This window comes from Streptomyces sp. NBC_01381, assembly GCF_026340305.1.
Lineage (GTDB): Bacteria > Actinomycetota > Actinomycetes > Streptomycetales > Streptomycetaceae > Streptomyces.
Genome location: NZ_JAPEPI010000001.1, coordinates 3,500,959 through 3,527,745, shown reverse-complemented (window position 1 = coordinate 3,527,745; position 26,787 = coordinate 3,500,959). Strand labels below are relative to the sequence as shown.

22 protein-coding genes and 2 rRNA genes are annotated in these 26,787 nt (G+C 67.5%); 10 read left to right on the top strand and 14 right to left on the bottom strand.

The features are described from left to right. Positions 1–66: 66 nt before the first annotated feature. The 3 genes from OG453_RS16440 to OG453_RS16430 form a co-directional block, all read right to left on the bottom strand. A 23S ribosomal RNA gene (locus OG453_RS16440) occupies positions 67–3,189 on the bottom strand. A gap of 312 nt (positions 3,190–3,501) precedes the next feature. Further along, a 16S ribosomal RNA gene (locus tag OG453_RS16435) occupies positions 3,502–5,027 on the bottom strand. Together the 16S and 23S rRNA genes form the textbook arrangement of a ribosomal RNA operon. Positions 5,028–5,571: 544 nt before the next feature. Continuing rightward, on the bottom strand, positions 5,572–6,213 hold the full coding sequence (locus OG453_RS16430; RefSeq protein ID WP_266868581.1) for a DNA-3-methyladenine glycosylase: 642 nt from the start codon (positions 6,211–6,213) through the stop codon (positions 5,572–5,574). Positions 6,214–6,372: 159 nt separating this feature from the next. Here OG453_RS16430 and OG453_RS16425 point away from each other — a divergent pair, with 159 nt between their 5' ends. From OG453_RS16425 to OG453_RS16415, 3 genes are all read left to right on the top strand, one after another. Continuing rightward, positions 6,373–7,155 (top strand): sporulation protein, encoded by a 783-nt coding sequence (locus OG453_RS16425; RefSeq protein WP_266868579.1) that lies wholly within the window; start codon positions 6,373–6,375, stop codon positions 7,153–7,155. Between the two features lie 45 nt (positions 7,156–7,200). Then, positions 7,201–7,740 (top strand): YbhB/YbcL family Raf kinase inhibitor-like protein, encoded by a 540-nt coding sequence (locus OG453_RS16420; RefSeq protein ID WP_266868578.1) that lies wholly within the window; start codon positions 7,201–7,203, stop codon positions 7,738–7,740. A gap of 166 nt (positions 7,741–7,906) precedes the next feature. Beyond that, positions 7,907–8,413, top strand: a complete 507-nt coding sequence (locus tag OG453_RS16415; RefSeq protein WP_266868577.1) for an HNH endonuclease — start codon at positions 7,907–7,909, stop codon at positions 8,411–8,413. A 96-nt stretch (positions 8,414–8,509) separates the two neighbouring features. On the opposite strand, the gene OG453_RS16410 is transcribed toward OG453_RS16415, so the two are convergent. From OG453_RS16410 to OG453_RS16400, 3 genes are all read right to left on the bottom strand, one after another. Then, positions 8,510–9,448 (bottom strand): SPFH domain-containing protein, encoded by a 939-nt coding sequence (locus tag OG453_RS16410; protein ID WP_266868576.1) that lies wholly within the window; start codon positions 9,446–9,448, stop codon positions 8,510–8,512. Between the two features lie 132 nt (positions 9,449–9,580). Next, the gene (locus tag OG453_RS16405; protein ID WP_266868574.1) at positions 9,581–10,012 is read right to left on the bottom strand and encodes an NfeD family protein; all 432 of its coding nucleotides are present in this window, start codon (positions 10,010–10,012) and stop codon (positions 9,581–9,583) included. Between the two features lie 74 nt (positions 10,013–10,086). Continuing rightward, positions 10,087–10,884, bottom strand: a complete 798-nt coding sequence (locus OG453_RS16400; protein ID WP_266868572.1) for an ABC transporter ATP-binding protein — start codon at positions 10,882–10,884, stop codon at positions 10,087–10,089. Between the two features lie 122 nt (positions 10,885–11,006). On the opposite strand from OG453_RS16400, the gene OG453_RS16395 reads away from it, so the two are divergent. After that, on the top strand, positions 11,007–11,786 hold the full coding sequence (locus tag OG453_RS16395; RefSeq protein ID WP_266868570.1) for a hypothetical protein: 780 nt from the start codon (positions 11,007–11,009) through the stop codon (positions 11,784–11,786). A 190-nt stretch (positions 11,787–11,976) separates the two neighbouring features. Here the strand turns inward: OG453_RS16395 and OG453_RS16390 are convergent, their stop codons facing one another. The 3 genes from OG453_RS16390 to OG453_RS16380 all read right to left on the bottom strand — a co-directional run bounded on the left by OG453_RS16390 (position 11,977) and on the right by OG453_RS16380 (position 14,190). Continuing rightward, on the bottom strand, positions 11,977–12,222 hold the full coding sequence (locus OG453_RS16390; RefSeq protein ID WP_266868568.1) for a chaplin: 246 nt from the start codon (positions 12,220–12,222) through the stop codon (positions 11,977–11,979). Between the two features lie 170 nt (positions 12,223–12,392). After that, entirely contained in the window at positions 12,393–13,052 is a 660-nt protein-coding gene (locus OG453_RS16385) for a response regulator transcription factor (protein ID WP_266868566.1), read from the bottom strand. Then, the gene (locus tag OG453_RS16380) at positions 13,045–14,190 is read right to left on the bottom strand and encodes a GAF domain-containing sensor histidine kinase (protein WP_266868564.1); all 1,146 of its coding nucleotides are present in this window, start codon (positions 14,188–14,190) and stop codon (positions 13,045–13,047) included. Before OG453_RS16380 ends, OG453_RS16385 begins: the two co-directional genes overlap by 8 nt. Before the next feature lie 193 nt (positions 14,191–14,383). Here OG453_RS16380 and OG453_RS16375 point away from each other — a divergent pair, with 193 nt between their 5' ends. The 3 genes from OG453_RS16375 to OG453_RS16365 all read left to right on the top strand — a co-directional run bounded on the left by OG453_RS16375 (position 14,384) and on the right by OG453_RS16365 (position 17,184). Further along, entirely contained in the window at positions 14,384–15,088 is a 705-nt protein-coding gene (locus OG453_RS16375; protein WP_266868562.1) for an SDR family oxidoreductase, read from the top strand. After that, a complete protein-coding gene (locus OG453_RS16370; RefSeq protein WP_266868560.1) occupies positions 15,085–16,176 on the top strand; it encodes an S-adenosylmethionine:tRNA ribosyltransferase-isomerase in 1,092 nt (363 codons plus the stop codon). Before OG453_RS16375 ends, OG453_RS16370 begins: the two co-directional genes overlap by 4 nt. Before the next feature lie 294 nt (positions 16,177–16,470). Next, positions 16,471–17,184: a transglycosylase SLT domain-containing protein gene (locus OG453_RS16365; RefSeq protein WP_266868558.1), complete on the top strand. Its 714-nt coding sequence runs from the start codon at positions 16,471–16,473 to the stop codon at positions 17,182–17,184. Between the two features lie 116 nt (positions 17,185–17,300). Here the strand turns inward: OG453_RS16365 and OG453_RS16360 are convergent, their stop codons facing one another. After that, complete coding sequence (locus OG453_RS16360) at positions 17,301–19,907, bottom strand: FHA domain-containing protein (protein WP_266868556.1); 2,607 nt, start codon at positions 19,905–19,907, stop codon at positions 17,301–17,303. Between the two features lie 285 nt (positions 19,908–20,192). Between OG453_RS16360 and OG453_RS16355 the strand changes: the two genes are divergently transcribed. Both OG453_RS16355 and serB read left to right on the top strand, forming a co-directional pair. Continuing rightward, entirely contained in the window at positions 20,193–21,863 is a 1,671-nt protein-coding gene (locus tag OG453_RS16355) for a streptophobe family protein (RefSeq protein WP_266868554.1), read from the top strand. 285 nt (positions 21,864–22,148) lie between these two features. Further along, on the top strand, positions 22,149–23,369 hold the full coding sequence (serB, locus tag OG453_RS16350) for a phosphoserine phosphatase SerB (protein ID WP_266868552.1): 1,221 nt from the start codon (positions 22,149–22,151) through the stop codon (positions 23,367–23,369). Positions 23,370–23,447: 78 nt separating this feature from the next. Here the strand turns inward: serB and OG453_RS16345 are convergent, their stop codons facing one another. From OG453_RS16345 to OG453_RS16330, 4 genes are all read right to left on the bottom strand, one after another. After that, positions 23,448–23,966, bottom strand: coding sequence for a histidine phosphatase family protein (locus tag OG453_RS16345; protein WP_266868550.1), 519 nt, complete (start codon positions 23,964–23,966; stop codon positions 23,448–23,450). Positions 23,967–24,054: 88 nt separating this feature from the next. Further along, the gene (locus tag OG453_RS16340; protein WP_266869891.1) at positions 24,055–24,279 is read right to left on the bottom strand and encodes a hypothetical protein; all 225 of its coding nucleotides are present in this window, start codon (positions 24,277–24,279) and stop codon (positions 24,055–24,057) included. Positions 24,280–24,447: 168 nt separating this feature from the next. Next, the gene (locus OG453_RS16335; RefSeq protein WP_107102012.1) at positions 24,448–24,564 is read right to left on the bottom strand and encodes an SGM_5486 family transporter-associated protein; all 117 of its coding nucleotides are present in this window, start codon (positions 24,562–24,564) and stop codon (positions 24,448–24,450) included. Between the two features lie 63 nt (positions 24,565–24,627). Beyond that, on the bottom strand, positions 24,628–25,968 hold the full coding sequence (locus OG453_RS16330) for an MFS transporter (RefSeq protein ID WP_266868547.1): 1,341 nt from the start codon (positions 25,966–25,968) through the stop codon (positions 24,628–24,630). Between the two features lie 108 nt (positions 25,969–26,076). Between OG453_RS16330 and OG453_RS16325 the strand changes: the two genes are divergently transcribed. After that, positions 26,077–26,772, top strand: coding sequence for a FadR/GntR family transcriptional regulator (locus OG453_RS16325; protein ID WP_266868545.1), 696 nt, complete (start codon positions 26,077–26,079; stop codon positions 26,770–26,772). The last annotated feature ends 15 nt before the right edge of the window (positions 26,773–26,787 follow it).

Below are 26,787 nucleotides of genomic sequence, written 5' to 3'. Positions count from 1 at the left end.
AGTGACGCTGTTCAGCCGACACAACTGTTCGTTGTTTCAGAACCAACACAGTGGACGCGAGCAACTGAGGACAAGCCCTCGGCCTATTAGTACCAGTCACCTCCACCCGTTACCGGGCTTCCAGATCTGGCCTATCAACCCAGTCGTCTACTGGGAGCCTTAACCCCTCAAAGGGGGTGGGAATACTCATCTCGAAGCAGGCTTCCCGCTTAGATGCTTTCAGCGGTTATCCTTTCCGAACGTAGCCAACCAGCCATGCCCTTGGCAGGACAACTGGCACACCAGAGGTTCGTCCGTCCCGGTCCTCTCGTACTAGGGACAGCCCTTCTCAATATTCCTACGCGCACAGAGGATAGGGACCGAACTGTCTCACGACGTTCTAAACCCAGCTCGCGTACCGCTTTAATGGGCGAACAGCCCAACCCTTGGGACCGACTCCAGCCCCAGGATGCGACGAGCCGACATCGAGGTGCCAAACCATCCCGTCGATATGGACTCTTGGGGAAGATCAGCCTGTTATCCCCGGGGTACCTTTTATCCGTTGAGCGACGGCGCTTCCACAAGCCACCGCCGGATCACTAGTCCCGACTTTCGTCCCTGCTCGACCCGTCGGTCTCACAGTCAAGCTCCCTTGTGCACTTACACTCAACACCTGATTACCAACCAGGCTGAGGGAACCTTTGGGCGCCTCCGTTACTCTTTGGGAGGCAACCGCCCCAGTTAAACTACCCATCAGACACTGTCCCTGATCCGGATCACGGACCGAGGTTAGACATCCAGCACGACCAGAGTGGTATTTCAACGGCGACTCCACGAACACTGGCGTGCCCGCTTCAAAGTCTCCCACCTATCCTACACAAGCCGAACCGAACACCAATATCAAACTGTAGTAAAGGTCCCGGGGTCTTTCCGTCCTTCTGCGCGAAACGAGCATCTTTACTCGTAGTGCAATTTCACCGGGCCTATGGTTGAGACAGTCGAGAAGTCGTTACGCCATTCGTGCAGGTCGGAACTTACCCGACAAGGAATTTCGCTACCTTAGGATGGTTATAGTTACCACCGCCGTTTACTGGCGCTTAAGTTCTCAGCTTCGCCCGACCGAAGTCGGACTAACCGGTCCCCTTAACGTTCCAGCACCGGGCAGGCGTCAGTCCGTATACATCGCCTTACGGCTTCGCACGGACCTGTGTTTTTAGTAAACAGTCGCTTCTCGCTGGTCTCTGCGGCCACCCCCAGCTCACGGAGTAAATCCGATCACCGGTGATGGCCCCCCTTCTCCCGAAGTTACGGGGGCATTTTGCCGAGTTCCTTAACCATAGTTCACCCGAACGCCTCGGTATTCTCTACCTGACCACCTGAGTCGGTTTAGGGTACGGGCCGCCATGAAACTCGCTAGAGGCTTTTCTCGACAGCATAGGATCATCCACTTCACCACAATCGGCTCGGCATCAGGTCTCACCCTCATGTCATCCGGATTTACCTAGATGACGGGCTACACCCTTACCCCGGGACAACCACCGCCCGGGCTGGACTACCTTCCTGCGTCACCCCATCACTCACCTACTACAAGTCTGGTCCGTCGGCTCCACCACTTCCCTTTGCCCGAAGGCTCCAGGACGGCTTCACGGACTTAGCATCGCCTGATTCAATGTTTGACGCTTCACAGCGGGTACCGGAATATCAACCGGTTATCCATCGACTACGCCTGTCGGCCTCGCCTTAGGTCCCGACTTACCCTGGGCAGATCAGCTTGACCCAGGAACCCTTAGTCAATCGGCGCACACGTTTCTCACGTATGTATCGCTACTCATGCCTGCATTCTCACTCGTGAACCGTCCACCACTAGCTTCCGCTGCAGCTTCACCCGGCACACGACGCTCCCCTACCCATCCACACAGGCGTTGGCCCTATTGTGTGAATGACACGACTTCGGCGGTACGCTTGAGCCCCGCTACATTGTCGGCGCGGAATCACTTGACCAGTGAGCTATTACGCACTCTTTCAAGGGTGGCTGCTTCTAAGCCAACCTCCTGGTTGTCTCTGCGACTCCACATCCTTTCCCACTTAGCGTACGCTTAGGGGCCTTAGTCGATGCTCTGGGCTGTTTCCCTCTCGACCATGGAGCTTATCCCCCACAGTCTCACTGCCGTGCTCTCACTTACCGGCATTCGGAGTTTGGCTAAGGTCAGTAACCCGGTAGGGCCCATCGCCTATCCAGTGCTCTACCTCCGGCAAGAAACACACGACGCTGCACCTAAATGCATTTCGGGGAGAACCAGCTATCACGGAGTTTGATTGGCCTTTCACCCCTAACCACAGGTCATCCCCCAGGTTTTCAACCCTGGTGGGTTCGGTCCTCCACGACCTCTTACAGCCGCTTCAACCTGCCCATGGCTAGATCACTCCGCTTCGGGTCTTGAGCGCGCTACTGAACCGCCCTATTCGGACTCGCTTTCGCTACGGCTTCCCCACACGGGTTAACCTCGCAACGCACCGCAAACTCGCAGGCTCATTCTTCAAAAGGCACGCAGTCACGACGCATTGAGTAAACTCAATGCGCGACGCTCCCACGGCTTGTAGGCACACGGTTTCAGGTACTATTTCACTCCGCTCCCGCGGTACTTTTCACCATTCCCTCACGGTACTATCCGCTATCGGTCACCAGGGAATATTTAGGCTTAACGGGTGGTCCCGCCAGATTCACACGGGATTTCTCGGGCCCCGTGCTACTTGGGTGTCTCTCAAACGAGCCGCTGATGTTTCGACTACGGGGGTCTTACCCTCTACGCCGGACCTTTCGCATGTCCTTCGCCTACATCAACGGTTTCTGACTCGTCTCACAGCCGGCAGACTGTAAAAGAGAGATCCCACAACCCCGCACACGCAACCCCTGCCGGGTATCACACGTATACGGTTTGGCCTCATCCAGTTTCGCTCGCCACTACTCCCGGAATCACGGTTGTTTTCTCTTCCTGCGGGTACTGAGATGTTTCACTTCCCCGCGTTCCCTCCACACTGCCTATGTGTTCAGCAGCGGGTGACAGCCCATGACGACTGCCGGGTTTCCCCATTCGGAAACCCCCGGATCAAAGCCTGGTTGACGACTCCCCGGGGACTATCGTGGCCTCCCACGTCCTTCATCGGTTCCTGGTGCCAAGGCATCCACCGTGCGCCCTTAAAAACTTGGCCACAGATGCTCGCGTCCACTGTGCAGTTCTCAAACAACGACCAACCACCCATCACCCCGAACCAGAAGCTCGAGTGCACTGGGGTCGGCATCGAAGGCAGCCGAAAATCCGGCCGTACCTTCAGATACCCAACAGCGTGCCCGACCCAGTCCCCTCCCCAGATCCGCGTTCCACGCCCCGAAGGACAGTACTTGCGGCCCGAGTTGGCCGACTGTGCCGAGTAGTCAACGTTCCACCCATGAGCAACCAGCATCAGACATTCGCTGATGTACTGGCCTCTGACCAACCGGAGTTGGTGAGAAGTGCTCCTTAGAAAGGAGGTGATCCAGCCGCACCTTCCGGTACGGCTACCTTGTTACGACTTCGTCCCAATCGCCAGTCCCACCTTCGACAGCTCCCTCCCACAAGGGGTTGGGCCACCGGCTTCGGGTGTTACCGACTTTCGTGACGTGACGGGCGGTGTGTACAAGGCCCGGGAACGTATTCACCGCAGCAATGCTGATCTGCGATTACTAGCAACTCCGACTTCATGGGGTCGAGTTGCAGACCCCAATCCGAACTGAGACAGGCTTTTTGAGATTCGCTCCGCCTCGCGGCTTCGCAGCTCATTGTACCTGCCATTGTAGCACGTGTGCAGCCCAAGACATAAGGGGCATGATGACTTGACGTCGTCCCCACCTTCCTCCGAGTTGACCCCGGCAGTCTCCTGTGAGTCCCCATCACCCCGAAGGGCATGCTGGCAACACAGAACAAGGGTTGCGCTCGTTGCGGGACTTAACCCAACATCTCACGACACGAGCTGACGACAGCCATGCACCACCTGTATACCGACCACAAGGGGGGCACCATCTCTGATGCTTTCCGGTATATGTCAAGCCTTGGTAAGGTTCTTCGCGTTGCGTCGAATTAAGCCACATGCTCCGCTGCTTGTGCGGGCCCCCGTCAATTCCTTTGAGTTTTAGCCTTGCGGCCGTACTCCCCAGGCGGGGAACTTAATGCGTTAGCTGCGGCACCGACGACGTGGAATGTCGCCAACACCTAGTTCCCACCGTTTACGGCGTGGACTACCAGGGTATCTAATCCTGTTCGCTCCCCACGCTTTCGCTCCTCAGCGTCAGTAATGGCCCAGAGATCCGCCTTCGCCACCGGTGTTCCTCCTGATATCTGCGCATTTCACCGCTACACCAGGAATTCCGATCTCCCCTACCACACTCTAGCCTGCCCGTATCGACTGCAGACCCGGGGTTAAGCCCCGGGCTTTCACAACCGACGTGACAAGCCGCCTACGAGCTCTTTACGCCCAATAATTCCGGACAACGCTTGCGCCCTACGTATTACCGCGGCTGCTGGCACGTAGTTAGCCGGCGCTTCTTCTGCAGGTACCGTCACTTTCGCTTCTTCCCTGCTGAAAGAGGTTTACAACCCGAAGGCCGTCATCCCTCACGCGGCGTCGCTGCATCAGGCTTTCGCCCATTGTGCAATATTCCCCACTGCTGCCTCCCGTAGGAGTCTGGGCCGTGTCTCAGTCCCAGTGTGGCCGGTCGCCCTCTCAGGCCGGCTACCCGTCGTCGCCTTGGTGAGCTTCTACCTCACCAACAAGCTGATAGGCCGCGGGCTCATCCTGCACCGCCGGAGCTTTCAATCCCCTCCCATGCGAGAGGGAATGTCATCCGGTATTAGACCCCGTTTCCAGGGCTTGTCCCAGAGTGCAGGGCAGATTGCCCACGTGTTACTCACCCGTTCGCCACTAATCCACCCCGAAGGGCTTCATCGTTCGACTTGCATGTGTTAAGCACGCCGCCAGCGTTCGTCCTGAGCCAGGATCAAACTCTCCGTGAATGTTTACCCGTAATCGGGTGCGCATCCGCGTTGAGCGGAACAAAGGGGAGGAATAATCCCCTCGTTCACAGCGTCCTCGCTGATGTTGCCACCCCAAGGGGTGGACTTTTCAAAGGAACCGCGTCCGACCATGACGGTCGAGACGGGGTTGTCAATCTGGCGTTGACTTTTGGCACGCTGTTGAGTTCTCAAGGAACGGACGCTTCCTTTGTACTCACCCTCTCGGGCTTTCCTCCGGGCGCTTCCCTTCGGTATTTCGTGTTTCCAACCTTACCAGATCCGTTTTCCGTTCCGTTCCCGGTTCGGATTTCATTTCCGGTGGCCGTTGGAGGGCCTTTGCCTTTCGGCGTGTTCACTACGTTAGCGGATTCCCTCCGCAACTCATAATCGAGTTCCGCGAGTTCGAATTTCGACATGCAGGCATGCGAAATAGGACCCCGCCGAGGGGAAGTTGTAAGTAGTGGTTGGCCACTCTCGGCTGCTGGCAGATTGCCGTAACCGGGTCAAGCGGCTCGGGCTACATTACGGAGACCTCAAGGCTGCGTCAAGTTGAACGGCGCCGGGGCGTATGGGCCCGATAAGGGCTCACCGTCGGGTCGTTGGGGGTCCAGAAGCGCCAGGGGTGGACGGCGCCGTCTCCGCCCACTCCTGTGCGCGGGCCGTTCCTGACCTGGTCGGGGTCGACGGGAGTGCCGGTCAGGAGGGTGAGCGGGGCGCCCCGGCCCGCGCAGAGGTCCGTGCCATTGAGGTCGCGGTCCACGTCCAGGGCCGTGGCCAGGCGGGCAGGGCCTTTGGCCAGTTCCTTGTCGTTGCGGGCCGAGAGTCGACGTTTGCGGGCGAGCTCGGCGCCCGTGGTGATCTCACCCGCGCGGAGCAGGACACCGCTCGCGGTGCCCTCGGGGCCGCACACCACATTGAGGCAGTGCCACATGCCGTACGTGAAGTAGACATACGCGTGTCCGGGCGGACCGAACATCACGCTGTTGCGGGCGGTGGGGCCGCGATAGGCGTGCGACCCGGGGTCGATCTCGCCCGCGTACGCCTCCACCTCTGTCAGGCGCAGTTCGATCGGACCGTCCGGTGAGGTGCGCAGGAGGACGCGGCCCAGGAGATCCGGGGCGACCTCCAGGACAGGGCGGTCGAAGAAGTCGCGTGGGAGAGGCGTACGGTCAGGGGCCGCGATCATGGCGTCCGAGCTTAGTGGAGCGGTCTGTACGAGTGGGTGGTCATCGCTCGTACCTATTGCCAGGGTGAGGACGCGGAACCGGACGTGCGTCCATCGCGTTTGTATGGATCAAGGATCAAGTCGAGTTCGAGCCACAGGCGGGGCCTGGGGAGGAGAGTCATGGGGTTCAAGAAGCTGCTTGCGAGCCTGGGTGCCGGCGGTGCCTCGGTGGAGACGGTGCTGACCGAGGTCAATGTCGTACCCGGTGGTGTCGTCCAGGGTGAGGTGCGGATCCAGGGCGGGTCCGTGGACCAGGAGATCGAGGGTCTGTCCGTCGGTCTGCAGGCCCGGGTCGAGGTCGAGGGCCAGGACCAGGAGACGAAGCAGGACATCGAGTTCACCAAGCTGAAGCTCGGCGGTGCCTTCACGCTGCAGGCCGGCCAGGTGCACGCGGTGCCTTTCGGGCTCGAGATCCCCTGGGAGACGCCGGTCACCTCCATCGACGGGCAGCAGCTGCGCGGGATGAACATCGGTGTGACCACCGAGCTGGAGATCGCGCGCGCCGTGGACTCGGGCGACCTCGACCCGATCAACGTGCACCCGCTGCCGGCGCAGCAGGCGATCCTGGACGCCTTCATCCAGCTGGGCTTCCGCTTCAAGAGCGCCGACATGGAGCGCGGTCACATCCGCGGGACGCGCCAGAAGCTGCCGTTCTACCAGGAGATCGAGTTCCTGCCGCCGCAGCAGTACCGCGGCCTGAACCAGGTCGAGTTGAGCTTCGTGGCGGACGACCGCGAGATGGACGTCATCCTGGAGATGGACAAGAAGCCGGGGCTCTTCAGTGAGGGCAGCGACTCGTTCCGTTCGTTCAAGGTGGGTCTGAACGACTTCCAGGGCACGGACTGGGCGGCGTACCTGAACGAGTGGCTGTCCCAGGTCGGCAGCAAGCGCAACTGGTTCTAGGCTCGGAGCGGATCGAGGACCAGCCATCAACCAGGAGGTGCCGACGTGAGCGAGCTGACGAGGCCGCCGCTTCCCCATGACTTCCATCCGCCCGTCCCGTCGTTCACGGTCGTGAGCGAGGACTTCGAGCCGGGTGCGGTCCTCAAGGACGCTCAGGTCTACGCGGCCGGGAACACCTCGCCGCAGCTGCGGTGGGAGGGGTTCCCGGCCGAGACCAAGAGTTTCGCCGTGACGTGCTTCGACCCGGACGCCCCCACGGGCAGCGGGTTCTGGCACTGGACCGTCTTCGACATCCCGGTGTCGGTCACCGAGCTGCCGGGTGGTGCGGGCAGCGGCAAGTTCGAGGGGCTGCCCGAGGGCGCGGTGCAGGTGCGCAACGACTACGGGACGAAGGACTTCGGGGGTGCGGCGCCGCCGCCCGGGGATCCGGCCCACCGGTACGTGTTCACCGTGTACGCCGTCGACCAGGAGAAGCTGGGTCCGGATTCGGATGCTTCGCCCGCTGTTGTCGGTTTCAATCTCCGGTTCCACACGCTCGCGCGTGCGCAGGTGCTCGCTCAGTACACCGCTCCCGCGGAGAGCTGAGCACTCGTACAGAACTGAGCGTTCATCGATTGTTTGCCCGTCTCTGGTCATGGAAGTGATCAGAGACGGGCATTTTTTATTGCGTTGTCCATCTCGGCGTGCCCGGCCAGAGTTGATCCCAGCCCGCCAGGCGGTGGGCCGGTGCATACGGGAGGTGGGCAGGTTGATGCGGGACACGCTGGTGCTGAACGCGAGCTTCGAGCCGCTCTCGACGGTGACGCTCAACCGAGCCGTCGTTCTGGTGCTCCAGGACAAGGCCGTGGTCGAGCACGCCCACCCCGGACTCCGTGTGCGCGCGGCGGCGGTCGACATACCCGTGCCTCGGGTGATCAGACTCTGCAGGTATGTACGGGTGCCCTTCCGAAGACAGGCTCCGTGGTCCAGGCGGGGTGTGCTGGTGCGGGACCAGCACCGGTGCGCCTACTGCGGCAGGCGCGCGACGACGGTCGACCACGTGGTGCCCAAGGCGCAGGGCGGTGCGGACTCGTGGCTGAACACGGTGGCTTCCTGCGCGATGGACAATCACCGCAAAGCGGACCGTACGCCGGAGGAGGCGGGTATGCCGTTGCTGCGGCAGCCGTTTGAGCCGACGCCGGCGGACGCGATGCTCTTGTCGCTTGGGCGGGATGAGTTGGCCTCGCTGCCTGGCTGGCTGGCGCAGCCTGCGGCCTAGCCCCGCACCCGAAAGAGGCCCGCAGTCAGACGTTTCGTGTCTGGCTGCGGGCCGTCTTGAGCTTGTCGCGCAGTTTCTCGCGCCCCTGGCGGGGCCCTAGTCGATCGGCGGCTGTTCGCGGCGCTCCGCAGCGGGTGCCGAGCCGCTCGAACCGCCGCCCAGGGGGCCGAAGTTGCCGAGTGCGCCGCCGAGGCCCTTGAGGGCGTCGCCGATCTCGCTGGGCACGATCCAGAGCTTGTTCGCATCGCCCTCGGCGATCTTCGGGAGCATCTGGAGGTACTGGTAGGAGAGCAGCTTCTGGTCCGGGTCGCCCGCGTGGATCGACTCGAAGACCGTACGGATGGCTTGTGCTTCACCCTCTGCGCGCAGGGCCGCGGCCTTGGCCTCACCTTCGGCGCGCAGGATCGCGGACTGCTTCTCACCTTCGGCGCGCAGGATCTCGGACTGCCGGACACCTTCGGCCTGGAGGATCGCGGCGCGCTTGTCGCGGTCGGCACGCATCTGCTTCTCCATCGAGTCCTGGATGGAGGTCGGCGGTTCGATCGCCTTGAGCTCGACGCGGTTGACGCGGATGCCCCACTTGCCGGTCGCCTCATCGAGGACGCCGCGCAGTGCCGCGTTGATCTCCTCGCGGGAGGTCAGGGTCCGCTCCAGGTCCATGCCACCGATGATGTTGCGGAGCGTGGTGACGGTGAGCTGCTCGATCGCCTGGATGTAGCTGGCGACTTCGTACGTCGCGGCCCGTGCGTCGGTCACCTGGTAATAGATGACCGTGTCGATGTTGACCACCAGGTTGTCCTGGGTGATCACCGGCTGGGGCGGGAAGGGGACGACCTGTTCACGGAGGTCGATGCGGTTGCGGATCGAGTCGATGAACGGGACGACGATGTTCAGGCCCGCGTTCAGCGTGCGGGTGTAGCGGCCGAAGCGCTCTACGATCGCGGCGCTGGCCTGCGGGATGACCTGGATCGTCTTGATCAGGGCGATGAAGACCAGCACCACCAGAATGATCAGGACGATGATGATTGGTTCCATCGTTGTTCCCCGTACCCCTCTTGCCTCGGCGTTTCCGGAAGATCTCTGCGGACTCTGCTGAGCTGTCTCTGCTGAGCTGTTGAAGATCTTGCTGGTCGAGTCTGTCAGACCGCTGCGCGCGCCGTGGGGCATTCACATGACGATGGCCGTCGCTCCGTCGATCTCGACCACATCGACCTCGCGCCCCGCCTCGTAGCTCTGGTCCTTGTCCAGTGCGCGCGCCGACCAGGTCTCGCCCGCGAGCTTGATCCGGCCGCCGGACCCGTCTACCCGTTCCAGGACGACGGCGGTCTTCCCCTTCAACGCCTCTACGCCCGTGGCCAGTTCGGGGCGCTGGGCGCGATGCCGGGCCGCTATGGGGCGTACGACCGCGATGAGTGCGACGGAGACGGCCGCGAAGACGACCACTTGAAGGACGGTGCCGCCGCCCAGTCCGGCGGTCACGGCGCCGGCGACCGCGCCCACGGAGAGCATGCCGAACTCCGGCATGGCCGTCATTACGAGCGGGATTCCGAGTGCGACCGCGCCGATCAGCCACCACACCCATGCGTCGATGTTCTCCACATGGTCATGGTAGGACCGCGGGCCCGTCCCGGACAGGGCCCCGCGATCTACCGCCCGGGGCGGGTTGGTGTGCGTCAGCCGAGCGGCAGGCCCTGGGCGCTCCAGCGCTCGCCGCGCTCCTCGACCACCAGGGGCAGGCCGAAGCAGAGGGAGAGGTTGCGGGACGTGAGTTCGAGCTCCAGCGGGCCCGCGGCCATGACCTTGCCCTGGCGGATCATCAGGACGTGGGTGAAGCCGGGGGCGATCTCCTCGACGTGGTGCGTGACCATGATCATCGAGGGGGCGATCGGGTCGCGGGCGAGGCGGCCGAGACGGCGTACGAGGTCCTCGCGGCCGCCCAGGTCGAGGCCCGCGGCGGGCTCGTCGAGGAGCAGCAGCTCGGGGTCGGTCATGAGGGCGCGGGCGATCAGGGTGCGCTTGCGCTCTCCCTCGGAGAGGGTGCCGAACTTGCGGTCCAGGTAGTCGGTCATGCCGAGGCGGTCGAGGAAGGCGCGGGCGCGCTGCTCGTCGACGTCCTCGTAGTCCTCGTGCCAGCCGGCGGTCATGCCGTACGCGGCCGTGAGAACCGTCTGGAGCACGGTCTGGCGCTTGGGCAGCTTCTCGGCCATCGCGATGCCGGCGACGCCGATGCGGGGGCGGAGTTCGAAGACGTCCGTGCCGGGCTTGCCGAGGGTCTCGCCGAGGATGGTGGCGGAGCCGGAGCTCGGGTGGAGGTAGCTCGACGCGACGTTCAGGAGGGTGGTCTTGCCCGCGCCGTTCGGGCCGAGGATGACCCAGCGCTCCCCCTCCTTGACCGACCAGGAGACCTGGTCCACCAGAGCCCGGCCCTCGCGGACCACGGATACGTCCTCCAGCTCCAGTACATCGCTCATGAGCGCGTTGTCTCCCATTGCAGTCTCGGCTGTCGCTTGCGCCTGTGGACGCAGTCCCCTGGAGAAAACCTACGCCACCGGTCGGGCGGTCCAGCCGTTAGCCCGGTCCTTAGGCTGTACGCATGCTCTCGGAAGAACGCTCAGGACGCTTGGCAGCATGGGGAAATGCCCTTCTTGCCGGACTTGTCTCACCGGATGATGCGGTGCTCGCGGTGGTCGGCGACGACGCCGTGCACCGGGTCGAAGGTCTTCCCGGCGAGTCGGGGCCCGTCGGACTCACGCTCGCCCTCGGACGACTGCGCTCGCTCGGGGTGACCGGGTTCCGGGTCGCGCTGCCCGCGCCCGGGCATCCGCTCGGGCTGAGCGGGCCGCCGGAGTTCAACGCGCGCGCCCTCGACGCGGAGGAGGCCGTCGTCGCGTTCGGCGCGCCGTACGGGCTCGTTCCCGAGGTGTACGAGGCCGGGCCCGACGGCGACCTTCATGTGGAGGTCGTCTGGCACTGCCTGCCGGTGCGGGAGGCGCCGCCCGCCGATGTGCCCTCGCTGGGTGAGGCGGAGCGTGAGCTGGCGGAGGCGCTGCGGGAGGCGACTGCCGTGCTGTCGCGGCTCGACGTCGCGGGGTCGGGTCCGGTCGCCGAGGCCGCGGTGGACGCCTACCGGGCGCGGGCGGATCGGGGGCGCGAGGCGCTCGCACCCGGGTATCCGCCGCGGGCGGTACGGGTGTTGGAGCTGGCCCAGCGGGTCGGCCTGCTGATTTCGGTGGCGTACGAGAACGGCCATGGCGGGGCGGTGAGCGCCTCGGAGATGGCGGCGCGGGGCGAGGCGTTGCGGCCGGTCGAGCGGACGGCTCGGCGGGCGCAGGTGGCTGCGTACAACGCGTTTGTGGAGGAGCGGGAACGGTAGCCCTGCGGTGCCTGGGCGGTTCCGGGTTGCCCGGGGGCAGCCGCTTCTCGGCGGGGAGGTGTGACTTCGGCTGCGGGTGCGTTGTGGCTTGGCGTGCAGTTCCCCGCGCCCCTTAATGGGGCGCACAAGCAGACCGGCCCCCCGGAATTGCCCGGGAGGCCGGTGGTCACTGCTGGACCTGGTGCGAACGTCAGGCGTTCAGGCCGTCGTTCGCGAAGGCCGGGTTGAGGGCGCCGATGACGGACACGGTGTTGCCCACGGCGTTCACGGGGATGTGCACCGGCGCCTGGACGAGGTTGCCCGAGCCGACGCCCGGGGACTTCACGGCATTGCCGTCGGCGTGCGCACCGCCCGTGGCGGAGGCGAGACCGGCGCCGGCGGCGACGAGGCCACCCGCCACCATCGTGACAGCCGCGGCCTTCTTCAGGTTCTTCACTTCTTGACCCTCCTAGCGATCGCTGCGGCCAGCCGCCGCAGCACGCACTGGAGAACGGCGGGGCGGACCGTAGGTTGCGCCATTCGGGGGACATCCACACGACGGTATGAATCTCAGCCCGGAATGCGACGGTCCGCGCTGACCGTTGACGTTGTGCGCCGGAGCGTGGATCAGCCGGTCACACCATGTCGTACGGCCCAGAGCGCGGCCTGGGTGCGGTCGGCGAGGTCCAGCTTCATCAGGATGTTCGAGACGTGCGTCTTGACGGTCTTCTCGGAGAGGACGAGGGCGCGGGCGATCTCACGGTTCGAGCGGCCGTCGGCGATGAGGCCGAGGACCTCGCGCTCCCGCTCCGTGAGCGAACTGCCTCTCCCCTGCCCGGTGTTGGCCTCCTCCTGGGAGAGCAGCGCCCCCGCCACCTCGGGCTGCAGGAGCACATGCCCCGCGTGCACCGAGCGGATGGCGCCGGCGAGGGCGTCCGGGTCGACGTCCTTGTAGACGTACCCCGCGGCGCCCGCGCGCAGGGCCGGGACGACGGTGCGCTGCTCGGTGAAACTGGTGACGATGAGCACGCGCGCGGGGTTGGCCAGTTCGCGGAGCTTGCGCAGCGCCTCGACGCCGTCCATGCCGGGCATCTTGACGTCCATGAGGACGACGTCCGGCTTCAACTCCTCGGCCTGCGCGACGCCTTCGGCGCCGTCCGACGCCTCTCCCACGACCTCTATGTCGTCCTGCACCTCCAGGAACGTACGCAGACCGCGGCGGACGACCTGGTGGTCGTCGACCAGCAGCACCCGGATCCCTGCTTTCCGTGACACGGCGTCAGCCACCGGGAACCTCCATCTCGATCGTCGTGCCCTTTCCGGGCTCCGATTCCACGGTCAGCCGTCCGCCGACCCCGCCGGCCCGGTCCCGCATGGAGACCAGGCCCAAGTGCCGCCCCGCGCGCCGGACTCCGCGCGGGTCGAAGCCGCTGCCGTCGTCACTGACGCGCAGCACCGCGCCCGCGCCGCGCCGGATGAGGGTCACATCGACGCGGGCCGCCCCCGAGTGGCGCAGGGCGTTGTGCAGGGCCTCCTGGGCGACCCGCAGCATCGCCTCCTCCTGGGCGGCGGGCAGCGCCCGGACTCCGCAGCTGTCGAAGGTGACTTCGGCGGAGTGCGCGCGGTCCAGGACCTGGGTGTGCGTCCGCAGGGTGGCCACCAGGCCGTCCTCGTCCAGGGCGGCGGGGCGCAACTCCACGACGGCGGCGCGCAGTTCGTCCGCCGCCTCGGCCGCGAGCACGGCCACCTGCTGGAGTTCGCCCTTGGCCCGTGAGGGGTCGCGGTCCACCAGGGCGGCCGCCGCCTGGGCCGTCAGGCGCAGCGAGAACAGCTTCTGGCTCACGGCGTCGTGCAGTTCATGGGCCAGGCGCGAGCGCTCCTCGGCGATGGTCAGCTCGCGGCTTCGTTCGTAGAGCCGGGCGTTGTTGAGGGCGATCGCGGCGTGCTGGGCCAGGAGCGAAAGGAGCTCCTCGTCGTCGGCGGTGAAGCCGCAGCCGCCCGCCGGCTTGGGGCACCGCTTGTTCGCGAGGAAGAGCGCGCCCAGCGTCTCGTCCCCGTACCGGATCGGCAGGCCCAGGAAGTCGGACATCTCCGGGTGGGCGGACGGCCAGCCCTCGAAGCGGGGGTCCTCGCGCACGTCACCGAGGCGCTCGGGCTCGGCCTTGTGCAGCATCGAGGCCAGGATGCCGTGCTGACGGGGCAGCGGGCCGATGGCCCGCCACTGCTCATCGCTGACGCCGTCGACGACGAACTGGGCGAAGCCGCCGTGGTCGTCGGGGACACCGAGCGCCGCGTACTCGGCGTCGAGCAGCTCGCGGGCCGAGGCGACGATCGTCTTAAGGACGTCGCGCACCTCGAGCTGCCTGCTCATGGCCAGGAGCGCGGAACTCACCGCGTTCAGGCCGGACCTTGGACCTTGACTCATGGCCTCACCGTACCGGCGAGGTGTGACAGCGCGTATCGGACCTGTGGCGGCCCCTGCCTAGGACCGTGGGCGTAGGGCCAAGGACCCTGCGCCGTTGCGGCCCGCGCACGAGGCGCCCGCGGCGGATCCGTTCCTACCGTGGGGTCAGCCGCTGGAGAAGCGGCCGCCGCGGCGACCCGAGGGGACGGATGTCATGCCGGTAGCGATCATCACGGGGGCTTCGAAGGGACTGGGGCGTGCGCTGGGGGCGGCGCTCGCCGAGCGGGGCTGGGATCTGGTCGTCGACGCCAGAACGGGCGCGGCGCTCAAGGAGTCCGCGCGGGAGCTGGAGGCGCACGGCACGCGCGTGGAGGCCGTCGCCGGGGATGTCACTGATGCCGCGCACCGGGCCGCCCTGGTGGCGGCGGCGCGCGGTCTCGGCGGTCTGGATCTGCTGGTGAACAACGCGAGCGCGCTGGGCGCTGAGCCGCTCGTGCGCCTGGAGGAGCTCGCCGTCGACGGGTTGCGGCAGGCGTTCGAGACCAATGTGGTGGCGGCACTGGGGCTGATCGGGGAGGCGCTGCCGCTGCTGCGGGCGTCCGGCGGTGCGGTCCTGAACGTCAGCTCCGACGCGGCTGCCGAGGCGTACGAGACCTGGGGCGGTTACGGGGCGTCCAAGGCCGCCCTCGATCAGCTCTCGGCGGTTCTCGCCGTGGAGGAGCCGGGGATCCGGGTGTGGGCCGTGGACCCCGGTGACCTGCGGACGGACCTCTATCGGGCGGCCGTCCCCCTGGACGACGACTCGGGCCGGCCGCTGCCCGCGACGGTGGTGCCCGCCTTCCTGCGACTGCTCGACGAGCGGCCCGCGAGCGGCCGCTACGCCGCCCCTGCCCTGCTCACCTCGCCGGACGTCCGATGACGCTCGCCGTGAAGGTGCCCGAAGGGCTTGCGGCCAGGGTCCCTGCCGAGCAGCGGGGGCCCGGTCTGGGCAGGGACGCGGTGCGGTTGCTCGTGTCGCGCGGGACCGAGGTGTCGCACCACGCGTTCGCGGAGCTGCCCGCGCTGCTGCGGGCCGGGGACCTGCTGATCGTGAACACGTCACGGACGCTGCCCGCTGCGGTCGACGGAGAGCTCGGGCACGCGCGCGTGGTGGTGCATTTCTCGACGCGGGGCGATGACGGACGGTGGGCCGTCGAGTTGCGCGATCCGGACAATTGGGGCACTACGCGCGCACGCGTGGGCGGGCCCGCGTATTCATACGTACAGCTCCCCGGAGACGTACACCTCATTTGCGAGGAGCCGCTGGCCGCGGGGAGCGGGCGGCTGTGGTGGGCGCGGGTGTCCGGTGACGTGCCCACGCTCCTGCACCGGCACGGGCGCCCCATCCGCTACTCCTATACGGAGCGGGACCAGCCGCTCTCCGCCTACCAGACGGTGTTCGCGCTGCCATCGGCCGACGGCTCGGGCAGCGCCGAGATGCCGAGCGCGGCCCGGCCCTTCACCGAGCACCTGGTGGCGCGGCTGGTGAGCCGGGGTGTGCAGTTCGCCCCGGTGACCCTGCACACAGGGGTCGCGTCGCCCGAGGCGCACGAGCCGCCGTACCCGGAGCGCTTCGCGGTGCCGGAGACGTCGGCGCGGCTCATCAACGCGGCCAGGGCCGGCGGGGGCCGCGTCATCGCGGTCGGCACGACGGCGGTGCGGGCCGTCGAGTCGGCGACGGGACCCGACGGGGCCGTCAGGGCCGTCAGGGCCGCCGAGGGGCGCACGGAGCTCGTGGTGACACCGGAGCGCGGCGTACGCGTGGTGGACGGCCTGCTCACCGGGCTGCACGAGCCGGAGGCCTCGCATCTGCTGATGCTGGAGGCGGTCGCCGGCCGGGCCGCCGTGGAGCGGGGATACACCGAGGCGGTACGCCGTCTCTACCTCTGGCACGAGTTCGGCGACGTCCATCTCCTCCTCCGGGAGGACGGCCCTCACGCTGAGAGTTGCTCCGGCAACTGTTGGTAAGACCGTTACGTGCCCGATGTGAGGCCGCGCATAGGACGCACGTCACGTACGAAGGTTCCTAGTGGATAAGAGGGACCTTTAGGGACACGGGGTACATGGTCGCCAGGGCCGTCGGCGCACCCCCTGATCCACTACCCGGCATCGTACGTCACTGCTTTGCCACAGAATTTTGCGGCCGCTAAGAATTGCTCCCGTCGCTCGGCGCCGCGGTCTCGCACCGCGGCGTTTGTGCCGGAGAAGCAATGTCCCCACCGGACCAGAGCGACCTCCGCGATTTGAAGAGGTCCATCTGTCATGCCCCAGCACAACACCCCTGGTCATAGTCGCCCCGCGCTGACCAAGATCCAGAAGTTCTCGATCGCCGGTGTCGCCACGCTCGGCGCCGCCGCCCTCGCCTTCTCCCTCGTGCCGGGCAGCGCCGAAGCCGGAACCCAGAACGTGACGGCTGCCCCGGTGGCCTTCAAGCAGAACGTCGACGCCCAGCAGGCCGTCGAGGCCGGTGTCATCAAGCAGCACACCGCCGCCGACAAGCAGGCCAAGGACGCCGTCACGGCGAAGCAGAAGGCCGACGCCGACGCCGCCGCGAAGAAGAAGGCGGCCGAAGAGGCCGCGGCCAAGAAGAAGGCCGAGGACGAGCGCAAGGCCAAGGAAGCCGCGAGCCGTGCCGCCGCGCGCAAGCCGGTCTACGCCAACAACCTCGACGGCTGGATCCGCCAGTCCCTGGACATCATGAAGTCCAAGGGCATACCCGGTTCCTACGAGGGCCTGCACCGCAACATCATGCGTGAGTCCACGGGCAACCCGAACGCCGTCAACGGCTGGGACATCAACGCGATCAACGGCACCCCGTCGATCGGCCTGCTCCAGGTCATCCAGCCGACGTTCGACGCGTACCACGTCTCGGGCACGTCCACGAACATCTACGACCCGGTCGCCAACATCACGGCCGCGGCCAACTACGCGGCCGACAAGTACGGCTCGATGGACAACGTGAACGGCGCCTACTGAGCCTTGATCGCCTGATCAACGGACCTCTTCAGCCGCCAAGGCGAGGCCCACGGACGCCGAAGGGCGGCACCCCCCGGGGGGTGCCGCCCTTCTCCGTATGCCCGGGAGTCACGCGCTTACTTGCGCATGACCTCCGGCTCGTGGCGGCGCAGCAGTCGCGCGACCGCGAAGCCGCAGGCGATGCCGATCAGGAGCAGGATCGTGATGTTCAGACCCCACTGCCCGGCCGAGTGCTCCCACAGCGGGTCGAGATCGGTGGGGTTCTTCGGGTCCCACGGCGGCATCAGGTGCGCGAGGTCCAGCGTGGAGCCAGCGCCGGCGATGGCCCAGCGGGACGGCATCAGCCAGGCGAACTGCTCCAGGCCCGGCGAGCCGTAGACCTGGAAGAGCACGCCGGTGAAGACGACCTGGACAATCGCGAACATCACCAGGAGCGGCATGGTCTTCTCGGCGGTCTTCACCAGCGAGGAGATGACCAGGCCGAACATCATCGAGGTGAAGCCGAGGGCGATGATGACCAGGCAGATCTCGACGGCCGGGGGCATGATCAGGCCCTCTTCCGGCATGTCGCGCGTCGCGAAGCCGATGCCGCAGATGATGACGCCCTGGAAGGCCGTGATCACGCCGAGCACGATGACCTTGGACATCAGGTACGCCGAGCGGGACAGGCCGGTGGCCCGTTCCCGTTCGTAGATGACCCGTTCCTTGATCAGCTCACGTACGGAGTTGGCCGCGCCCGAGAAGCACATGCCGACCGCGAGGATCAGCATGATCGTGCCCGCGTCGCCGTTGAACTTCGACGGCGGCTTGGGCGGGCCGAGCCCGAAGTCGGCCGGGATGACGACACTGACGATGCCGAGGACCGCGGGCAGGATCACCATCAGGCCGAGGAAGCCCTTGTCGGAGGCGATCACCGAGGAGTAGCGGCGGATCAGCGTCCACAGCTGCGAGCCCCAGCCCTGCGGCTTGGGCGGCCGGACGGCCTGCGGCGGCGGCATCTGTACGGACTGTGCGGCGACGGCGTCGATGTCCGCGGCGTACATCTGGTAGTGCTGCGAGCCCTTCCAGCGGCCCGCCCAGTCGTAGTCGCGGTAGTTCTCGAACGCCGAGAAGACGTCGGCCCAGGTGGTGTAGCCGAAGAAGTTGAGCGCTTCCTCCGGCGGACCGAAGTAGGCGACCGAACCGCCCGGCGCCATCACCAGGAGCTTGTCGCAGATCGCCAGCTCGGCGACCGAGTGCGTGACGACGAGGACCGTACGGCCGTCGTCGGCGAGGCCGCGCAGGAGCTGCATGACGTCGCGGTCCATGCCCGGGTCGAGGCCGGAGGTCGGCTCGTCCAGGAAGATCAGCGACGGCTTGGTGAGCAGCTCGAGGGCCACCGAGACGCGCTTGCGCTGGCCACCGGAGAGGGAGGTGACCTTCTTCTCCTTGTGGATGTCCAGCTTGAGCTCGCGCAGGACCTCGTTGATACGGGCCTCGCGCTCGGCCTCCGCGGTGTCACCGGGGAAGCGGAGCTTGGCCGCGTACTTGAGGGCCTTCTTGACGGTCAGCTCCTTGTGCAGGATGTCGTCCTGCGGGACCAGACCGATGCGCTGGCGCAGCTCGGCGAACTGCTTGTAGAGGTTCCGGTTGTCGTAGAGGACATCGCCCTGGTTGGCGGGCCGGTAGCCGGTGAGCGCCTTGAGCAGGGTGGACTTGCCGGAGCCGGAGGGGCCGATGACCGCGATGAGCGACTTCTCCGGGACGCCGAAGGAGACGTCCTTGAGGATCTGCTTGCCGCCGTCGACCGTCACCGTCAGGTGGCGGGCGGAGAAGGAGACCTCACCGGTGTCGACGAACTCCTCGAGCCGGTCGCCGACGAGGCGGAAGGTCGAGTGACCGACGCTGACGATGTCGTTCGGGCCGATGAGGGCCGAACCCGACTTCGCGACCGGCTGGCCGTTGACGTACGTGCCGTTGTGCGAGCCGAGATCGTGGATCTCGAAGCGGCCGTCCGGAGTGGCCGTGAACTCGGCGTGGTGCCGCGAGACCTGCAGGTCGGAGACGACCAGCTCGTTCTCCAGGGCACGACCGATGCGCATCTTGCGGCCGAGCGAGAGCTGGTGGAACGTCGTCGGGCTGCGGTCGCCGTAGACCGGCGGGGCCCCCGCGACGCCGCCGGAACCGGGGGGCTGCTGCGCGTAGCCACCCTGCTGCGGGGGCACGTGCGGCTGCTGCTGCGGCTGGTGCTGCTGAGGCTGCTGTTGCTGCCAGCCCTGCTGCTGCTGAGGCTGCTGTTGCTGCCAGCCCTGCTGCTGGGGTGCCTGCTGGTGCGGTGCCTGCTGCTGGGCGGCCCAGCCGGGCGCCTCGTGCTGGGGCGCCTGCTGTGGCGCGGCCTGCTGCTGGGCGTGCTGCTGCGGTGCGGAAACGGCGGCAGCGGCTGCGCCCGACGCGCTGCCGGACACGTTGAGCCGCGGACCGTCGGTCGCGTTGCCGAGGTGCACGGCCGAGCCCGGGCCGATTTCCATCTGGTGGATCCGCTGGCCCTGCACAAAGGTGCCGTTGGTGCTGCCGTGGTCCTCAATGACCCAACTGCGGCCGCTCCAGCTGATCGTGGCATGACGCCAGGACACTCTGGCGTCGTCAAGCGAGAGATCTCCCTGCGGATCACGTCCGAGGGTGTACGACCTGGACGGATCGAGCGTCCAGGTCCTTCCATTCAATTCCAGTACGAGTTCCGGCACTCCAGCCCCACTGAGTTGTCCCCCGAGCTAGCCCCCATCGATGGGGAGTCTAGGGATGTCGAACATCGGGAGGAACTATTTCAGGCGGAGGCCTCTGACCGAAAGTCGGGCCTTGTGAAGACTGCGTACGGGCCCCTGTGGTTGCCCCGTTGACGGGGCAGAAATCCGCCCGGAGAGTAGTAACAGCCCATCAGTGCATACGGATCATGCGCATTGCGCACATCTCGCACGAAGGGGGCAATGCCGTGTGAGGCCGTGTGAGGCTGCGCAAGTCAGGGGGGCCTGATGGAGACCGGCGCCAAAGGAGTCGACGGGCGGGGTGTGCGGTGGGGCGACGTGCTGCTCTCCGCGATCGCCGCGGTCAGCTGGGCCCTGATCGGCATGGCCGGCACGGCGGCCTTGGGGCTCCATCTGCTCGGCGCGGACGCCGTCGCGTCGCTCGGGCCGATGACGGCGGCGGTGGTGGCCCTTGGCGCGGGTGGTTCGGTCACGCCGTCCGGCGATGTGTCGGCGTTCGGCCTCGAAGGCGCGGAGGCGACCACCGCGATCGACATCACACCACTGGGCGTCGGGCTCGCGGGCGCGCTTCTCCTGGCGTACTTCTTCCTACGTTCCTTACGCACGGCGGGAGTCACCATCACGCCCGCCGAACTGGCCGCGCGCGTGGGCTCGGTGGTCGCCCTGTTCCTCGCGATGCTCGCCGGGCTCGCCTGGGCCGGTCACGACATCATCACGATCGACGGCGAGCAGCTGGGCATCGACAAGGGAATCGATAAAGGGATCGATCAACTCCCCGACGACATCACCGACAAACTGCCCGACGGTCTCGGCGACATCGGCGGTCTGCTGCCCGACCGGCTCGGCGATCTCGCCCAGGCGAAGGCGGCCGTCGGCTTCACCGTGGACACCGGACCGACGCTGCTCGGGGGAGCGGTGTGGGTGATCGGTGTGCTCCTGATCGCGCTGCTCGCCTCGCGGCGCACGCCGCTGCCGCGCGGGTGGGACGTCGTGCACCGGGTGGTGCGGCCTGCCGTGTCCGCGCTTGTCACGGTGGTGCTCGTGGCGGTGCTCGCCGGGCTTGCGGCGGCCCTGTACGCGATGGTCGGCGACGCCCATCCGAAGCGGATCGCGGGGGCCGCGCTGCTCGGGGCGCCGAACGGGGTGTGGCTCGGGGTGCCCATCGGGCTCTTCGTGCCGTGGGACGGCGAGGCCACGGGTGAGCTGGCGAAGCTGCTGCCCGACCCGCTGGACGATCTCCTCGCGGGGTCGGGGGCCTCGGGGAACGAGGCGGTGACGCTGGGGCGGCTTGCCGAGCTTGACGGGCGGGTGTGGCTGCTCGGGGTTGCGGCGGCGCTGATGATGCTGTTCGCGGGGGTGCTTGCCGCCGTGCGTTCGCCCTTCGTACGTGGCGAGGTGGGCGCTCTGCGGTTCGCCGCGGGATGTGCGGTGCGGCTGGGGGTCGTGACGGCGGTGGCGCTCCCGCTGATGGTGTGGCTGACCGGGGTGTCCGCCGATGCCTCGCTCTCCGTGCTCGGCTTCGACGCGTTCGGGGCGGGGATCGAGCTGCATGGGCAGCTGGGGGCGGCGTTGCTGCTCGGGGTGGCGTGGGGTGCAGGGGCGGGGGCGGTGGGGGCGCTACTTGCCGTGGCCTCGGGGGCTGCGGGTGGGCGGGTGTCTCCTCTGGCCGAAGGGGTTGCTGCCGGGGCGACGTCCGAAGCGTTGGCTGGGGCTGGGGCTTCGGGGCCGTACAGCCCTGGCGCGCCGCACCGGCCCCCGAATCCGGACACCAATCCGTACCTGCGGCCGCCGAAGGATGTCTACAGCGCGCCGACGGTGGTGGGGCCGATCACCCCGCCTCCGCCTCCGAAGCCGAAGCGGTCCCGCTCCTCGGGCGACGGAGACTGGCCGCCGCCTCCACCGCCTCCTCCTCCGCCGCCGGGTCCACGAAGGGGGTAGACGGCACCCGGCGGCGGTGCGTTGTGCCCACCCGTTCCGCCGTGCGGAACGCCTGCCCACAACGGGGACGGGCGGGATGCCCACGCACGACGCGGACGGGCGGAACACCCGCCCACCTGGGGCGATGGCCCGCCCACCCCGCGCCGCGGGGTAATCGGGTGGGTGGGCGGGAAAGATCCGTCGCGAAGCGGCGGGACAGGTCACCCCGCCCACCCGCAGCCGGAACGTCCGGCACGCGGACCACCCCCGCAGCCGGCCGCGGCCTGCGGATACGGTGGGAACACCATGAGCGCTTCGCAGCCCCAAGAGACCTCTCCCGCCGACACCCCGACGCTCCTCGTCAAGATCTTCGGCAAGGACCGCCCAGGCATCACCGCCGGCCTCTTCGACACCCTCGCCGCCTACTCCGTCGACGTCGTCGACATCGAGCAGGTCGTCACCCGCGGCCGCATAGTGCTGTGCGCGCTCGTGACCGCGCCGCCGCCCGGCCTGGAAGGCGACCTGCGGTCCACCGTGCACAGCTGGGCCGACTCCCTGAAGATGCAGGCCGAGATCATCTCGGGCATCGGCGACAACCGCCCGCGCGGCCTCGGCCGTTCCCACGTGACGGTGCTCGGGCACCCCCTCACGGCGGAGTCGACCGCCGAGATCGCCGCCAGCATCACCGCGACCGGCGGCAACATCGACCGCATCTTCCGGCTCGCCAAGTACCCGGTCACCGCAGTGGAGTTCGCCGTGTCCGGCACGGAGACCGAACCGCTGCGCACCGCCCTCGCCCTGGCGGCGGCGAAGCTGGGCGTGGACGTCGCCGTCGTGGCCGCGGGCCTGCACCGCCGCGCCCAGCGGCTGGTCGTGATGGACGTCGACTCGACCCTCATCCAGGACGAGGTGATCGAGCTCTTCGCGGCGCACGCGGGCTGCGAGGACAAGGTCGCCGAGGTGACTGCCGCCGCGATGGCCGGGGAGCTGGACTTCGAGCAGTCGCTGCACGCCCGCGTGGAGCTGCTCGCCGGGCTCGACGCCTCGGTCGTCGACAAGGTCCGCTCCGAGGTCCGCCTCACCCCCGGCGCCCGCACCCTCATCCGTACGCTGAAGCGCCTCGGCTACCAAGTGGGCGTCGTATCGGGCGGGTTCACCCAAGTCACGGATGATCTGAAGGAACGTCTCGGCCTCGACTTCGCGCAGGCCAACACGCTGGAGATCGTCGACGGCAAGCTCACCGGCAAGGTGACCGGGGAGATCGTGGACCGCGCGGGCAAGGCCCGGCTCCTTCGCCGCTTCGCCATGGAAGCCGGGGTCCCGCTGGAGCAGACCGTCGCGATCGGCGACGGCGCCAACGACCTCGACATGCTGAACGCGGCCGGTCTCGGCGTCGCCTTCAACGCCAAGCCCGTCGTCCGCGAGGCCGCGCACACCGCGGTGAACGTCCCCTTCCTCGACACGGTGCTCTATCTCCTCGGCGTCACCCGCGAAGAGGTGGAGGCGGCGGACACGCACGCCGACTGACGGCGCCCGCACCTCACGTACGACGAAGGGCCCCGTACCGCTGCGGTACCGGGCCCTTCTTCGTACGGAGAGTGAGGGTCACTCGGAAGGCGCCCAGTAGTCGACGAGCGTGCCGACCCCCGGCTCCAGAGCCTTCCACGAGCCGGTGTACGTCAGGACGGCGTAGGCCGACGTCGGGAAGCCGCGGCGGTCCATCCGCGTACGCGCGTCGCCCTCGGCATCCCCGGCGAGGATGTCGGCGAGGCCCTGGACGCCGGGGTTGTGGCCGATCAGGACGACATTCTGCACGTCGTCCGGGGTTTCGTTCAGCACGGCGATCAGCTCGCCCGGAGAGGCCTCGTACAGCCGGTCTTCGTAGACCGTCTTGGGCCTATGGGGCAGCTCGTGGACGGCGAGCTTCCATGTCTCGCGGGTCCTGGCCGCGGTCGAGCAGAGGGCCAGATCGAACGGGATGCCGCTGTCGGCGAGCTTGCGCCCGGCGACGGGGGCATCCTTGCGGCCTCGCTCCGCGAGCGGCCGGTCGTGGTCGGACACCTGCGGCCAATCGGCCTTCGCATGCCGGAAAAGGACAATCCTGCGGGGTTCTGCGACGCTCATGCATCCCAGCTTCGCATGAAACGCGCGGCCGGGCGCAGGGAGTTGACGCGGTCCCCCGGCACGGGTGACGGCGCCTGCCGGGGGCGGGTCACGACGTCGCGCCGAAGAACGTCTCCTGGACGCGCTCGAGCAGATGGGTGACCACCGGGTCGCCGCTCGCCGCGTGCGCGTCGGCCGGGTTCAGTATCAGCAGGAGCAGTGCCGCGAAGGCGATGGCCGGGAGGGCGATGGCCCACCAGGGAAGCTGGATCTCCACGCTCGCTGAGTCCTTGGGGGCTCCCAGTTCGCGCCGGGTGTGCGAGCGGGCCGACATGCCGCCTCCGTGGTCTTCGAGTGCTCCGTGCCGCGTCTTCGCGGCCACATCTCGAAACTACGGACTCGGCGACCCTCAGCACATCCGGTGATCCACCCACTTGACCCTGACACTGACCCCCTAGGGGATGGTGGGGCTAGCCCCACCATCCGCCCCGCCGGGGGCAGTTCACGGCGAGGCGACGGAGGCGACGATCCCGATGATCACGGTGATGGCCAGCATCGCGCCGAGCACGATGAGCAGTTTCTTCTGGCCGTTCTGGGGGTTCGGGTCAAGCACTGGCATACGACGAGTCTCGCACCCTTTGTCCGGCCGGACGTCGGCGGGGTCGCACCGCCCCTCTCCGGATCAGGCCGCCGCGGCTGCCTCGTCCTCGACCGTGCGGTTGCGGCCCGCCAGGATGCCCACCACGATCTGGGGCACCATCAGGGCGGCCATGAGCACGATCGGCAGCTCCCAGCCGCCGCTGTGCTGGTAGAGGACGCCCACCAGGAGCGGACCCGGGATGGAGATCAGATAGCCCGTGCTCTGGGCGAACGCGGAGAGCTTGGCGACGCCCACGCTGCTCTTGGCCCGCATCCCGACCATGGTCAGGGCCAGCGGGAAGGCGCAGTTGGACACGCCGAGCAGCAGCGCCCAGACCCATGCGCCGCCCGCCGGGGCGAGGTAGAGACCCGCGTACCCGGCGAGACCGCACGCGCCGAGCACCATCACCACGGGGCCCTGGTTGGGCAGCCGCGTCGCGACCCGGGGGATGACGAAGGCCAGCGGCACGCCCATCGCCATGGTGACGGCGAGCAGCACGCCCGCCTCCCCGGCCGGAACGCCCGCGTCACGGAAGATCTGCGGCATCCAGCCCATCGTGATGTACGCGGCGGTGGCCTGGAGTCCGAAGAAGCAGGCGAGCGCCCAAGCCGTACGGCTCCGGGTGATGCGCAGACCGGCGTCCTCGCGCTGCACGGCGGCCGAGACGTGCTCGGCGGAGGCAGCGGCCGAAGCGGAGGCCGAGGCGGAAGCGCCCGCGCCCCGGTCGCGCACGAGCGCCACCCACGGCACGACGGCGACGACCGCGAGCACCGCCCACACGGCGAGCCCGGTCCGCCAACTGCCGCCCAGCGCATCGGTCATGGGCACCGTGACGGCGGCCGCCATCGACGTACCGAGTGCGAGCGCCATCGAGTACAGGCCGGTCATCGAGCCGACCTTCTCGGGGAACCAGCGCTTGACGATCACCGGCATCAGGACGTTGCTGACCGCGATGCCCATGAGGGCGAGCGCGGTCGCGGCGAGGAAGCCGGCCGTGCCGCCCAGGAAGGGGCGGATCGCGAGGCCGGACGCGATCGCGACCATGCCCGCGCACACCACCGCGCCGGGGCCGAAGCGGCGGGCCAGGCGCGGGGCCATCACGCCGAAGATCGCGAAGCAGAGCGGCGGGACGGAGGTGAGCAGGCCAGCGAGGGTGCCGCTCATGCCGAGCCCGTCGCGCACCTCTTCCAGGAGGGAGCCGAGGCTGGTGATGGCCGGGCGGAGGTTGAGCGCCGCGAGGACGATGCCGACGACGACGAGACGCGTCGCCCACGCGCGCGTGGGGGGCTTTTTCTCTGCCGTCCCGTCTGCCGCGTCGGTGCGTACCGGTGCCTGCGGCCGGGTCGGCGCAGGTGTCATCGTCGTGGATTCCTCACTAGCCATGAGGCCATCATAGAATCATGGGATGATTGGCTGTCCAATCCGATTCCGTCACAGCACCCGTAATGTCAGCCCCCGGCCCACCCGTCATCCCGCGTACGAAGGAACGTCATGCCGCTGACCACCCCTCGCCGCTCAGCGCTCTCCGAGCAGGTCATCGCCGAGCTGCGCAATCAGATCTCCTCCGGAGAGTGGCCGGTGGGCTCCCGCATCCCCACCGAGCCCGAACTGGTCGAGCAGCTGGGCGTGGCCCGCAACACCGTCCGGGAGGCCGTCCGCGCCCTCGCGCACAACGGCCTCCTCGACATCCGGCAGGGCTCGGGCACCTACGTGGTCGCGACGAGCGAGCTCGCCGGCGTCATGCAGCGCAGGTTCGCCGACGCGGAGCCCCGGCACATCGCGGAGCTGCGCAGCACCCTGGAGTCGAGCGCGGCGAGGCTGGCCGCGCAGCGGCGCACGGAGCGCGACCTCAAGCAGCTCGACGCCCTCCTTGAGCGCCGTGAGCAGGCCTGGGCGTCCGGCGACGCGGAGGCGTTCGTGACGGCCGACGCGACCTTCCACCTGGCCGTCGTGGCCGCGTCCCACAACGACGTGATGATGGCGATGTACGCGGACCTGGGCGAGGTCCTGCGGGACTGGCTGCGCGAGGACGTCGGCAAGGAGCTGACCCCCGAGAGCCACATGGACCACGCCCGGCTCGTCGAGGCGATCCGCGAGCACGACGAGGAGGCCGCGGCGAAGGAGGCCGCCGGCTACCCGTTCATGTGCCGCCCGGAGCGGTTGAACACCCCCCGCGACCCCGCCTGAGCCTGCCCCTGGCCC